The following is a 13,369-nucleotide window of genomic DNA, read 5'->3' on the forward strand; positions in this document are numbered from 1 at the left end:
CCTATCGTAATTTTAGCGATACCAAAGAAAAAATGGCCAATAATATTCCTACAATCCAAAAGCGCGTAACAATTCTACTTTCGTGATATCCTTTCTTTTGGTAGTGGTGGTGCAAAGGCGACATTAAAAAAACACGTCTTCCTTCGCCATATTTCTTTTTGGTGTATTTAAAATAACTTACTTGTATAATCACCGAAAGGTTTTCGGCTAAGAAAATTGCACATACTACAGGAATCATCATTTCTTTTCGAATGGCAATTGCAATTACAGCGATGATCCCACCAATGGTTAAACTACCCGTATCACCCATAAAAACAGATGCCGGATACGCATTATACCATAAAAAACCAACCAAGGCTCCCACAAATGCTGCGATATACACCGTCATTTCTCCTGCATTAGGAATGTACATGATGTTCAAATAATCGGAAAAAATAATATTACCCGACACGAACGTAAATAATCCAAGTGTCAATACTGAAATGGCCGAAGTACCTGCCGCCAAACCATCAATTCCGTCGGTTAAATTGGCACCGTTGGAAACGGCTGTAATGATCAAAATAACCATTGGAATAAAGATCAACCAAGCATAACTTTTATAATCATCCCCCATAAATGAAAGAATTTCAGCATAATCAAACTCGTTATTTTTCATAAACGGAATGGTAGTTGCCGTAGATTTTTCTTCTAAATCTGAAGGTTTGATATTGTTTTCAATTTTTATACGCGAGGTTAGGGTGTCTTTTCGAACCGTTACATCGGGACTCAAGTACAATACAGTACCTACAATTAAACCCAAACCTACTTGACCAATTACTTTAAATTTTCCTTTTAATCCTTGTTTGTCTTTTTTAAATATCTTGATATAATCATCAATAAATCCGATAGTTCCCATCCATATCGTTGTCATAATCAACAAGATAATGTAAATGTTATTTAATTTTGCCAATAAAAAGACGGGAATCAAAGTTGCTAAAATGATGATGATGCCACCCATAGTTGGAGTGCCAGCTTTAGCCGTTTGTCCTTCTAATCCCAATTCGCGAACCGTTTCTCCAACTTGCTGATTTCTCAAATAGTTGATGATTTTTTTACCGTAAATCGTAGCAATCAACAACGACAAAATAAAGGCCAATGCCGAACGAAATGTAATGTATTGAAACACCCCAGCTCCAGGAACATCAAATGTTTTGTCTAAATATTGAAAAATATAGTATAACATAATTTTGGCTCTTTTTAAAGGTTACTATGGTCTTCCTATTTTTGTAATTGTTGTAATAATTCGGTTACTATTTTTAAATCATCAAAATCGTAACGCACCCCTTGTATTTCTTGATATGTTTCATGGCCTTTTCCGGCAATCAAAATAATATCGTTGGGATTGGCCAATTGACAAGCTGTTTTGATGGCTTGTTTTCGATCCAATATGGAAAGTGTTTTTTTATAATGTTGAGGAGCTACTCCTTTTTCCATTTCTTGTATGATCGATTCGGGATCTTCAGTTCTTGGATTATCTGCTGTAAAAATCGCCTTATCACTCAATGATGCTGCAATATCTGCCATGATGGGTCGTTTGCTTGTATCGCGATCACCGCCACAACCCACAACTGTGATTAACTGTTCGTTTTTAGTACGAATGTCTTCGATAGTTTGTAACACATTTTCCAAAGCATCTGGGGTATGTGCATAATCAACTATTGCCGTAATTTTTGTTTCTGAAACAATAAATTGGAACCTGCCTGAAACACTCTCCAATTCTGAAAGCAGTCGCAACGCTTCTACTTTTTCAATACCTAATTCAACAGCTACTGCAAAAATGGCGAGTAAATTATACGCATTGAACGAACCAATTAATTTAACCCAAACTTCATTTTCATTGATTTTCAATAACAACCCCGACAATTGATTCTCTAATATTTGCGCTCTATAATCGGCATAAGATTTTAAAGCATAGGTGATTTTTTTTGCTTTGGTATTTTGGAGCATGATGCCTCCATTTTTATCATCGCCATTTGTAATAGCAAAAGCAGTTTTAGTCAACTGATCAAAAAACGTTTTTTTTACATCGCGATATTCTGCAAAAGTGTTGTGATAGTCTAAATGATCATGGGATAAATTGGTGAAAACACCTCCAGCAAATTCTAAAGCAGCTGTTCGTTTTTGATGAATTCCGTGCGAACTCACTTCCATAAAACAAAACTCGCAACCTTCTTGAATCATTTGGTCTAAATAATAATTGAGCGTTAACGAATCTGGAGTGGTATGCGTTGCTTTAAACTCATCTGCATCCACCATAATTTTAACTGTAGACAGCAATCCAACTTTATAACCTGCTTTTTTAAACAGTTGGTACAACAAAGACGCTATTGTCGTTTTCCCATTTGTACCAGTTACACCCACTAATTTTATTTTAGAAGAAGGATTTTCATAAAAATTAGCGGATAAAAATGCCAACGCTTCATTTGTATCTGCTACTTGTATAAAAGTAACTCCAGTTGTTAATTCACTAGGAAATGCTTCACAAATAATAACGCGAGCTCCTAATGCAATTGCTTTTTCGATATAATCATGTCCATCTGAAAGAGTTCCTCGAATGGCTACAAAAACAGCATCTAATTCGATTTTTCTGGAATCAAATTCGATTTTTGAAATAGCCACATCGGTTGTGCCATGAACGGCCTCAATGCTAACTTTATACAATATGTCTTTTAAGCGCTTCACGATAATTCGATAATGATGGTTTGATTTTTATTTATTTTTTGACCCGATGTTATGGATTGTCTCTTTACACGTCCAATGCCCATAACTTTTACTTTCAATCCTAAGTTTTCCAGTAAAGCCACGGCATCCATAGCCTCCATTCCTTTTACATTTGGAACTACATGATCTTCTTTTACAACTTCTTGGTAATAATTAGCATATTTCTTTTCTTGTGACACCACTTTAGCATTGATGTTTTTTATGTGATTTGTAGCTGGCGAATCGGTGAATATTTTTTGAGCAATTCTTTTGAATACCGGACCTGCTACATCGGCGCCATAATATCCTACAGACTTATCGGGTTTATGGATGACTACTATACAAGAGTATTTAGGTTGTACCGCTGGAAAATAGCCTACAAAGGAAGAAGCATAATACATATCTGGTTTACCATAATTAACTTGGGCTGTTCCCGTTTTTCCAGACATCGAAAAATCTTTAGAATATAATTTTGAACCGGTACCTTTTTTAACCACATTTTCTAAAACGGCTTGAACTTTATTTATGGTCTGTTGTGAACAAATTTTTGGGTTAATTACTTCAGTATTGAACTTTTTAATGGTTTTGTTCCATTCTTTTACTTCACTCACAAACAAAGGCTTCACCATCACACCATTATTCGCAACAGCATTATAAAGCGTTAAGGTTTGTAATGGAGTAACCATTAAGCCATATCCAAATGCCATCCATGGCAAACTAGTTCCCGACCAACCACTTGTTCCGGGATAAGGAATATAGGTTCGCCCTTCCCCTTTAATCGGCAATCCCAGTGGTTTGTGCAACCCATAACTTTTTATGCGATCTACAAATTGTTTTGGATTATCTTTATAGTTGTTGAAAACCGACTGAACCAAAACGGTGTTTGAAGAGACTTCAAAACCTCTGGCCAACGATATTTTACCATACCCTCTATTATTAGAATCTTTAACTTTTCGCTTGTAGTAAGTAATTAGTCCGCCTTTTGAATCATATACCGTACTCGTGTCGGCTTTTTTATCATCTAAAACGGCAATTAAATCCATCAACTTAAACGTAGAACCGGGTTCGTGAGATTCTGCTATGGCATAATTTTGGGTTTCAAAATACGTACCGTCTTCAGCTCTTCCTAAATTGGCAATTGCTTTGACATGACCCGTTTTGGTTTCCATGACAACCACACACCCGTGATCAGCTTTATAAATTTCCAATTGTTTTAGTAAGGCATGGTGTGCAATATCTTGAATATAGACATCAATTGTTGATATAATATCATAACCGTCTTGCGGATCTTTTTCATTGACATCACTGATGGGTTTCCATTGATTTTTAGCAATTTTTTGCATCATTCGATGCCCGTTTTTGCCGTTCAAATATTCTTTAAAAGCATATTCTAATCCTTTACCATCCTCATTAGATCGTTCATAGCCAATGGTACGTTTTGCAACTAATCCAATGGGGTGTTTACGAACGGTTTTTTGTTCAATTATGATACCCCCTTTATTGGCTCCTTTATTGAATATAGGAAATGTTTTTAACCGAACTTGTTCAGTATAACTTAGTTTTTTTGCAATGTAAGCATACCGGCTTTTGTGCGCTCTTGCTTTCTGTAATTTTGATTGAAAATAACCAGAAGGCTTACCAAACATAACAGATAAGGAATCCGAAAGTCCTTTGATATTGTTATTAAAAAGAGTGTCAACAGGAACTACTGCATCAAAATACACCGCATATTCGGGTATAGAGGTGGCCAATAAACTGCCGTCAGCAGAGTATACATTTCCTTTATTGGCAGGAATTGGAAAATTTTTAACAGTACGTTTATTTCCTAAATCTCTGAAATATTTTCCTTCAACCCATTGAATATTATTGAGTTTGATCAAAACCAAAGCCGCCATTATAAAAAATAGAACGGCTACAAAATACATGCGATACGATATTTTTTTATCTTCTATTGCCATATTTTTAATTTATCCCAAAAGCTCTTTTTAACTTTTTTTTGTTCAACTACAATTTTTACAGGAGGTACTTCTGAAGGCACAATTTGACGCGCTTCCATTTTTTTAGCCACTGTTGATTCCATTTTTAACTTCATCAATTCAGAACGTTTGTCCACAAACTCCGACCGCAGTTCTTTAACGTGATTAGTCAACTCTGTAATCTTATAATTTTTAGCATCATATTGGTGGTTATTAGCAATCATGATCATTCCTAATATCACTAGAAAAACAATAAATTTCCAATTCTTAAGTGCATCGTCACTTACTAAAAACTTGGCTTTTAATAAACTGTAAATTCCGTTTTTCATGTATTATATTTTTTCTGCCACTCTTAATTTTGCACTTCGAGCTCTATTATTAATAGCTATTTCAGCATCGGTTGGCACAATTAATTTTTCGACCATTTTAAAAGGTACTTCAAAATTTCCAAAAAAATCACGTTCAGGTTCCCCTTCAAACAAGCCATTTCTAAAAAAACGTTTCACCAAACGGTCTTCTAACGAGTGATACGAAATCACACTCAATCGACCTCCAGGTTTTAATATTTCTAATGATTGTTCTAAGAATTCTTTCAATACATCCATTTCTTGGTTCACTTCAATTCGAATGGCCTGATAGATTTGGGCTAATATTTTATTGCTCTTGTGTGCTGGTAAAAATTTGGCCAAAACTTGTTTCAATTGTTCCGAATTTTTAATGTCTTTATCTCTTCGAGCCATTACGATCACATTTGCCATAGCTCTGGCGTTTTTTAATTCACCATACTGAAACAGAACACGTGAGATATCCTGTTCGTCATATTCATTTATAACATGATAAGCACTCAATTCCCCTTTTTGATTCATTCGCATGTCTAACTCTGCATCAAATCGGGTCGAAAACCCACGTTCAGCTACATCAAACTGATGCGATGAAACACCCAAATCGGCTAATATTCCATCGACTTGTTTTATGCCATGAAAACGTAAAAAACGTTTTATAAATCTAAAATTTTCATTGATCAACAAAAACCGATCATCTGCAATAGCATTATTCAAAGCATCAATATCTTGATCAAAAGCAACTAGTTTTCCGTTACTACCCAAACGACTCATCATCTCCCGAGAATGCCCTCCACCACCAAAAGTAACATCCACATAAATCCCGTCAGGATGTATATTCAATCCATCTACTGTTTCTTTTAGCAATACTGGATTATGATATTCCATCCTCGTCGTCATTTAAATTACCCATTACTTCTTCTGCTAAATCTGCAAAATCATCCATTGCATTTTCAATTGCATTTTCATAGCATCCTTTATCCCAAATCTCCACAATATTGATCGCCGAGTTCAGTACTATATCTTTTTCAATACTTGCAAATACCACTAAATCTTTTGGAATCAAAAGTCTTCCTGTTGCGTCTATTTCCACCATTCTCACTCCTGCAGTAAATCGTCTAATAAAATCATTGTTCTTTTTAACAAAACGATTTAATTTATTGATTTTCAACATCATCTTATCCCATTCTGTCATTGGGAACAACTCCAAGCATGGTTGAAAAACAGATCGTTTCAATACGAACCCCCCTTCCAAAGAACCCAATTGTTTCTTCAGTGTCGTTGGCAACATGAGACGCCCTTTAGCGTCTACTTTGCATTCGTATGTTCCAATTAATGTTTTCAATTCTATTACTGTTTGAATAAGGACAAAATTAAATAAATTTTACCACTTTTTACCACAAAATACCACTTTGTTAATAAGTTTTTGCAAAATCAAACCTTTAAATACCACTTTTAAAGAAGTACTATTTATTAAATGGTGAAAAATTAAAGGATTTCAATACCATTGGACAAAATACACCTTCAAAAGGTATTGTTAATTTCTTTGCTAAAATTGTTGATAACTAACTCATTATGTCAATTTTAATCAAGAATAAGTCGCTGTGTTTTTTTTCTTTACTTTACGCAATAAAATAGTATATTTGTCGCAGAAGATAACCAACACTTTACGTGCATTTATGTTAAAAAAAGAAAAAAAATACACCTATTTTGAGGCTGGAGAAGGTACCCCTATCATTATTCTACATGGACTAATGGGCGGACTAAGTAATTTTGAAGGTGTGGCACAATTTTTTCCATCAAGAGGCTATAAAGTGGTGATCCCAGAGTTGCCCATATATACTCAAAACATATTAAAAACGAATGTAAAAGCTTTTTCAAAATTTGTTAAAGATTTTATCCTTTATAAAGGCTTCGATCAAGTAATATTAGTAGGAAATTCATTAGGTGGGCACATTGGTTTGTACCATACAAAAATGTATCCTAGTTTAGTAAAAGCACTTGTCATTACAGGTAGTTCTGGATTATATGAAAGTGGCATGGGCGAAAGTTATCCAAAGAGGGGCGACTATGAATACATCAAAAAGAAAGCTGAAGATGTTTTTTACGATCCAAAAATTGCCACGAAAGAAATTGTTGATGAAGTGTTTGCGACGGTAAATGATCGCATCAAATTGATCAAAACATTAACCATTGCTAAAAGCGCAATTCGTCACAATATGGCAAAAGATCTGCCAAAGATGACAACACCTACTTGTATAATTTGGGGAAAAAACGATAAAGTTACACCGCCAAATGTTGCCGATGAATTCAATAAACTATTACCCAACTCAGAATTGTTTTGGATAGATCAATGTGGCCATGCTGCTATGATGGAACATCCTGATACCTTCAACGAAATAGTATTTGATTGGCTTCAAAAAAATAATCTCTAGTAAACTGTTAACCCGGATTAATTTCCGGAATTCCTTGCAAAATAGATTCTGACCCGAGCTTGCGAATTGACGAAGTAATCGCGTTCAGAATGACAATATATATGTTATGAAAATCAATACTGCCGAATTTGTCATAAGTAATTCAGAAGTGGATAAATGTCCTAAAGAACGTTTGCCCGAATATGCTTTTATTGGTCGTTCCAATGTGGGCAAATCGTCCTTGATTAATATGTTGACCAATCATAAAAATTTGGCAAAAACATCTTCAAAACCAGGAAAAACGCAATTGATCAATCATTTTAAAATCAATAGCAATTGGTTTTTAGTAGATTTACCTGGTTATGGATATGCACGAGTTTCTAAAAAAACAAAAGCTGTTTTCCAACAATTCATCATGGATTATTTCGAACAACGAGAACAATTGATTTGTGCCTTTGTATTGATTGACATTCGATTGGAAGCACAAAAAATTGATTTAGAATTCATGGAATATTTAGGCGAGAGCGAAATTCCATTTGCAATTATTTTTACCAAATCCGATAAATTAGGGAAAAACAAAGTTAACAACCATGTAGAAGCCTATAAAAAACAATTGTTAGCTGGAGATTGGGCCGAAATGCCCCCTTATTTTGTAACTTCTTCCTTAGAAGCCGTCGGAAGAGAAGGTATTTTAGAATACATCCAACAGATTAACGAAGATATCTTTAAAAATGAAGGATTTGTTTAAAATAAAAAGAACCGCAAATTGCGGCTCTTTTTATGCTTTTAATTCCATTTTTTCGGCAAAATAATCACAAAAATCACGCATGGTGTCTGCCATTTTTTCATCGGCCGTAGCCCGTTGAAATGTATCGGCCATTGCCACCAACGTTTGGTGAAAAAATTGCTTCATTTCGTCTACAGGCATCTCTTTTGTCCATAAATCAATACGCAGCGTTTCTTTTGCTTTACTATCCCAAACCGATAACAATAGTGCTTTTGCCTCTTCTTGTTCTACTCCACCATCTTGTGCAGTCCACATTAATTTTTCAGGTACATTATTATCATCTAAACCTACAGTAATTTTAATATCTGATTTTTTCATAAACATATTATTGCTTCTTTGGTTTGTATTTAGAGTTTTCAAAAATTGTTTTGCTGTCCATTGCCATTAATTGATCTAAGGTTACTTCATCGTTATTTTCCATATAACTCCTTACGATTTGCCAACCCAACCATTGCCCAACTCGACCCGGTGTTTGACTGTCAATTTCTAAATAGAATTTAGAAAATGGAGCCGGATAAATAAAGCGTTGTTCGTTCTTTGGATTCGAATCAAATAACAGCTTGTTCTCTACCAAATTACTCCACATATAGTACTCGTTCTCTTGACAAAATTTAAGTTGCATTTCAGTATACCCAATTTTATGTGCATCGGAATATTCTGGAATTAGTTTGTCTTTGACATACAATTCTTTTCCATAGTATATCATGGCTGATAACAAGGTGCGGTCACTTGGAGTAGCAATTTTACCATAACAAAAACTAGAAACTAGATTGGGCACTATTTGATTTTCTTCCAATTCTACTTTTTTATATTCTGGAAAATCAACATAAAAACGATGATTTTTTCCCAAATAACAATCCAGAGAAACCAACGCCAATGTGTCTACATAAAACACTTTACCCTCCATATCTACTTCATTGATGAGTGTAATTACTCGCGGAGTTTTATATTTTGGAAAATAATACTGCACATGAGCAAATAATTTTTCTAGATCACTTTCCACCTTACCGAGGGTTGGATATTTCAATTGCACCTCTCGATATAGTTCTTTTAGTAACGGGTTTTTCATTTTGTTTACCCATACCGAATCTGGATTTCCGGCAGGAAAAAAGAACGGATACTTTGCTTTTATATTTGAGAGCCCTTCTGGTTTCGAACCAAAAAAGGCCTGATCAAATCGCTCTACTTTAAAAGAGACCGGAATTTGTGCTACCGCTTCTTCAATTTTACTCTCTTCTTTACATGAAAAAAAAGTAATTGCAATTAGCGCAAATAATAATTGCTTCATATGGCGTATTTTTATAATTTTATCAACGAAATATTCGGTTACAAATATACAGTTATCGACTCATAAATTCTCATAAAAAATGACAAATTCTACTCCGTTTCTAGCAGAAAAAATAAATGAATTCATTGTAAAATGGTTGTTTGATTATGCTACTAACGCTAAAGTAAAGGGATTTGTTGTGGGTATCTCAGGCGGAATTGATAGTGCACTCACTTCAACACTTTGTGCACAAACCGGATTTCCTACTTTATGCATAGAAATGCCTATACACCAAGCAGCAAGTCATGTAAATCGTGCGAATGAGCACATTGCACAACTGAAAAACAGATTTTCCAATGTTCAAAGTGAACGAGCGGATCTAACACCTGTATTCGAACAATTCAAGGCTCAAGTACCAACCACTGCGAATGAGGCCGCTCTTGCGTTATCATTAGCTAATACGCGAGCTCGTTTGCGCATGACTACATTGTATTATTTTGCGGGTCTTCACGGTTATTTAGTGGCCGGTACCGGAAATAAAGTAGAAGATTTTGGTGTTGGATTTTTTACAAAATATGGCGACGGCGGCGTAGATATTAGTCCGATTGCCGATTTAGTTAAAAGCGAAGTGTTCCTATTAGCTTCCTATTTGAACGTCCCTCAAAGTATTTTAATAGCAAAACCTACAGACGGTCTATTTGGTGATGATCGCAGTGATGAAGACCAAATTGGTGCCAATTATGATGAATTAGAATGGGCGATGCAACAAATGGAATTTGGTAAAAAAGAAACAGATTTCACAGGAAGAGAAGCCACGGTTTTTGGCATATTTAAGCGTCTTCATTCGGCAAACCAACACAAAATGCAACCCATACCGGTTTGTATACTTCCCAACGACCTAAAATAATTATCTTACTAATTAACAGTTAATTACAATATTTTATTACTAACTTTGAAAGGTTAGTTTTGGTACTGAAATTAGTTCGCTATGATAAAATTATGTATTGCAGATAGTGCTCCAGTGATTGCCTTTGGCATTCATTCCTATTTTAAAAATCATGCTGATATTGCATGCGTTTCGATAGCAAAAAACACGGAACAGCTGTTACAAGAACTCCAATTTAAAGAAATACAACTCGTATTATTAGATTTAGAATTAGATGGGTTTACAAGTCTACGCGACCTCAAAAGTCTATTGGTCGATTATCCACAACTAAAAATTATCTTATTTACTAATGCCGCCGAAAAAGTGTATGCAGAGGCGGTAATTAAATTAGGCGCAACTGCTTTTATTTCAAAAAAAACAGCCTTAAATATCATAGAAGAAACCCTTCTTCGTGCAGCTGAAGGAAGCCTGTATCAAAAGAATATAAAAACAACCGGAGCCCAAGAAAAAAAATCAGAACGATTGTATAAAAAAATATCGAACCGAGAAATTGAAGTACTTCGCCATCTGAATACTGGGAAAAAAAACAAAGAAATTGCAAATATTTTAGAGATTGACGAAAAAACAATCAGCACCTATAAATTAAGACTGTTGACAAAATTGAATGTGACCAACTTGGTAGATTTGCTACAAAAAGCAAAAGATTTGGAGATTATCTAATGATATCGCGACAAAACCCTTCCCAATCGTTTTGAAAAAATATGGGTAAGCCCTAAATAAGCCATAACCATTTCCAATGACTCTCTATTGTCTTGTTCCTCCTCAGTAGTAAGGTTGTTTTTTAAGTCGTCTATAATATTATTGACCAAATACCAACGTAACGTAATAATGGTTTCGGATACATACTGACTAATCGTTTCTTCTTTTTGCTTGACATAAATTTGCTGTACTTCCCATTTGTGAAGTACTTCACGTTCTTCATTCATTAATATTGAAGTTACTTCATGCGCCAATTCTTCAGGAAGGTGGATTAAATATTTTTCCAATTCAAACGCTTCGTTCTCATTAAAATGGGCAATCAAATGATTGTAAATAGCTTTAAATAAAGGGTTGGCCAATTCAACCTCATCTTCTTGCAAACTCATATATACCCTTTGAAATACTTTGAAATTCTTTTTTTCAATTACTTCAGCATATTCGCCTTCCGCATTTTCCGTTAAAATACTGTCTTCAAATTCAACTTCTTTAGATCCGTATAGCAATAAAATTTGAATGATTTTATGTTCTAATTCGTATTGAATATCTACTTTGGCTGCAGGCTCCGTCAGATCATTCTTAACGACCTGAAAAGCCTTTTGCTCTTCTTTATAATACTTGTTTGCTTCCGTCAGGTCCTTTTTAACCAATTGCGCTAAAGTATTAAAAAGTACATCTTCGGAAATGTCCATTATTCTTGAACATTCTTTGATGTACACCTCACGCTTTATACGGTCTGGAATCTTTGAAATACTAACGACCATATCGCGAATTAAATCGGCCTTTTTAATCGGATCATTCTTTGCCTCTTGCATCAACAAAGACGCTTTGAACTGAATGAAATCTTTTGCATTCTCTTCAAAATAGAGCTGCAAGGCTTCAAAGGAAGTTTTTCGAGCAAAACTATCGGGGTCATCACCATCAGGGAACGTACATACCTTTACATTCATTCCTGCCTCCAAAATCAAATCAATTCCACGAATTGAGGCGCGTAATCCGGCCGCATCTCCATCAAAAAGTACGGTAATATTAGGTGTTAAACGGTTGATTAATCTTATTTGATCAGGCGTTAATGCTGTTCCTGAAGACGCCACTACATTTTCAATACCGGCTTGATGCATTTGAATCACATCGGTATATCCTTCCACCAAATAACAATTATTCAATTTAGCAATGGATTGCTTTGCATGAAAAATACCGTACAATACTTTACTCTTGTGGTAAATATCACTTTCGGGCGAATTGAGGTATTTTGCGGCTTTTTTATCGTTGGTCAAAATGCGACCCCCAAATCCTAAAACCCGACCACTCATACTCTGAATCGGAAACATAACCCGACCTTTAAAGCGGTCAAATTGCTTTTCCTCCTTTACAATTGATAATCCGGTTTTATCTAAATATTCTAATTTGTATCCTTTGCCTAACGCTTCTTTCGTAAAAGCATCCCAAGTTTCTGGTGAATAGCCTAAACCAAATTTCTTAATGGTTTCTGAGGTAAAGCCTCGTTCTTTAAAATAGGATAATCCGATGGCCTTTCCTTCTTCGGTTTCTAATAACGTATGATGAAAATATTTCTGTGCGAATTCGGAAACCAAATACATGCTTTCTTTCTCGTTGGCTTGCGCGGCATCTTGATCGGTTTGAACCGTTTCTTCTATTTCAATATTGTATTTTACCGCCAAGTATTTGATAGCCTCTGGATAGGTAAAATGCTCGTGTTCCATCAAAAAAGTAACCGCATTTCCACCTTTTCCCGATGAAAAATCTTTCCAAATTTGTTTTACAGGAGATACCATAAACGAAGGCGATTTTTCATTCACAAACGGACTTAAGCCTTTTAAATTACTTCCGGCTCGTTTGAGTTGTACAAAATCACCAATCACCTCCTCAACTCTGGCGGTTTCAAATACTTTTTCTATGGTGTCTTTTGAGATCAAACTATTATATAAGATTTTCGGATTTTCAGATTTTCAGATAATGGAAAAACGAATTCAAAGTTACAAAGTTAATCCATAAAAAAAGGTATAAAAACAAAAAAGTACTTCATTGCTGAAGTACTTTTTCAAAACAAAGAACTTAACCTAACTCTTATTTTTAATTAAAATCAAAGCGTATACCTAATGAAACGTTGTTTTGATCTATTGTATTGTGTTTGAACATCGGATTTAAGTCATATTTAACATATAGACTGGCGGAACGGTAC

At 34.9% G+C, this 13,369-nt stretch carries 13 protein-coding genes; 4 read left to right on the forward strand and 9 right to left on the reverse strand.

The features are described from left to right. Position 1 precedes the first annotated feature (1 nt). Genes mraY through mraZ form a run of 6 tightly spaced genes read right to left on the reverse strand, consistent with a single transcriptional unit; the run spans position 2 to position 6,401 of the window. A complete protein-coding gene (mraY, locus tag ACIQ6Z_RS03630; RefSeq protein WP_396209572.1) occupies positions 2-1,222 on the reverse strand; it encodes a phospho-N-acetylmuramoyl-pentapeptide-transferase in 1,221 nt (406 codons plus the stop codon). Between the two features lie 35 nt (positions 1,223-1,257). Beyond that, positions 1,258-2,721: a UDP-N-acetylmuramoyl-L-alanyl-D-glutamate--2,6-diaminopimelate ligase gene (locus ACIQ6Z_RS03635; RefSeq protein WP_396209574.1), complete on the reverse strand. Its 1,464-nt coding sequence runs from the start codon at positions 2,719-2,721 to the stop codon at positions 1,258-1,260. Continuing rightward, a complete protein-coding gene (locus ACIQ6Z_RS03640) occupies positions 2,718-4,697 on the reverse strand; it encodes a penicillin-binding protein (RefSeq protein ID WP_396209575.1) in 1,980 nt (659 codons plus the stop codon). Before ACIQ6Z_RS03640 ends, ACIQ6Z_RS03635 begins: the two co-directional genes overlap by 4 nt. Continuing rightward, entirely contained in the window at positions 4,688-5,044 is a 357-nt protein-coding gene (locus ACIQ6Z_RS03645) for an FtsL-like putative cell division protein (RefSeq protein ID WP_396209576.1), read from the reverse strand. The genes ACIQ6Z_RS03640 and ACIQ6Z_RS03645 overlap by 10 nt, the downstream gene beginning before the upstream one ends. A gap of 3 nt (positions 5,045-5,047) precedes the next feature. Then, on the reverse strand, positions 5,048-5,956 hold the full coding sequence (gene rsmH / locus ACIQ6Z_RS03650) for a 16S rRNA (cytosine(1402)-N(4))-methyltransferase RsmH (RefSeq protein WP_396209577.1): 909 nt from the start codon (positions 5,954-5,956) through the stop codon (positions 5,048-5,050). Beyond that, entirely contained in the window at positions 5,931-6,401 is a 471-nt protein-coding gene (gene mraZ, locus ACIQ6Z_RS03655) for a division/cell wall cluster transcriptional repressor MraZ (protein ID WP_396209578.1), read from the reverse strand. The genes rsmH and mraZ overlap by 26 nt, the downstream gene beginning before the upstream one ends. A 334-nt stretch (positions 6,402-6,735) precedes the next feature. On the opposite strand from mraZ, the gene ACIQ6Z_RS03660 reads away from it, so the two are divergent. Both ACIQ6Z_RS03660 and yihA read left to right on the forward strand, forming a co-directional pair. Next, entirely contained in the window at positions 6,736-7,491 is a 756-nt protein-coding gene (locus tag ACIQ6Z_RS03660; RefSeq protein ID WP_396209579.1) for an alpha/beta fold hydrolase, read from the forward strand. A 106-nt stretch (positions 7,492-7,597) separates the two neighbouring features. Then, entirely contained in the window at positions 7,598-8,218 is a 621-nt protein-coding gene (yihA, locus tag ACIQ6Z_RS03665; protein WP_396209580.1) for a ribosome biogenesis GTP-binding protein YihA/YsxC, read from the forward strand. Between the two features lie 30 nt (positions 8,219-8,248). Here the strand turns inward: yihA and gldC are convergent, their stop codons facing one another. Together gldC and gldB are read right to left on the reverse strand one after the other, a co-directional pair. Continuing rightward, a complete protein-coding gene (gldC, locus tag ACIQ6Z_RS03670; protein ID WP_396196528.1) occupies positions 8,249-8,575 on the reverse strand; it encodes a gliding motility protein GldC in 327 nt (108 codons plus the stop codon). Between the two features lie 7 nt (positions 8,576-8,582). Continuing rightward, on the reverse strand, positions 8,583-9,545 hold the full coding sequence (gene gldB, locus ACIQ6Z_RS03675; protein ID WP_396209581.1) for a gliding motility lipoprotein GldB: 963 nt from the start codon (positions 9,543-9,545) through the stop codon (positions 8,583-8,585). A 79-nt stretch (positions 9,546-9,624) separates the two neighbouring features. Here gldB and nadE point away from each other — a divergent pair, with 79 nt between their 5' ends. Then, entirely contained in the window at positions 9,625-10,431 is an 807-nt protein-coding gene (gene nadE, locus ACIQ6Z_RS03680) for an NAD(+) synthase (RefSeq protein ID WP_396209582.1), read from the forward strand. A gap of 81 nt (positions 10,432-10,512) precedes the next feature. Further along, positions 10,513-11,130 carry a LuxR C-terminal-related transcriptional regulator gene (locus ACIQ6Z_RS03685; protein WP_396209583.1) on the forward strand — a complete coding sequence of 206 codons (618 nt, stop codon included), beginning with the start codon at positions 10,513-10,515 and terminating at the stop codon, positions 11,128-11,130. On the opposite strand, the gene dnaG is transcribed toward ACIQ6Z_RS03685, so the two are convergent. Further along, entirely contained in the window at positions 11,127-13,103 is a 1,977-nt protein-coding gene (gene dnaG / locus ACIQ6Z_RS03690; protein ID WP_396209584.1) for a DNA primase, read from the reverse strand. The genes ACIQ6Z_RS03685 and dnaG overlap by 4 nt on opposite strands. Positions 13,104-13,369 lie beyond the last annotated feature (266 nt).

It is taken from the genome of Flavobacterium sp. (assembly GCF_044376915.1).
Taxonomy (GTDB): Bacteria; Bacteroidota; Bacteroidia; order Flavobacteriales; family Flavobacteriaceae; genus Flavobacterium.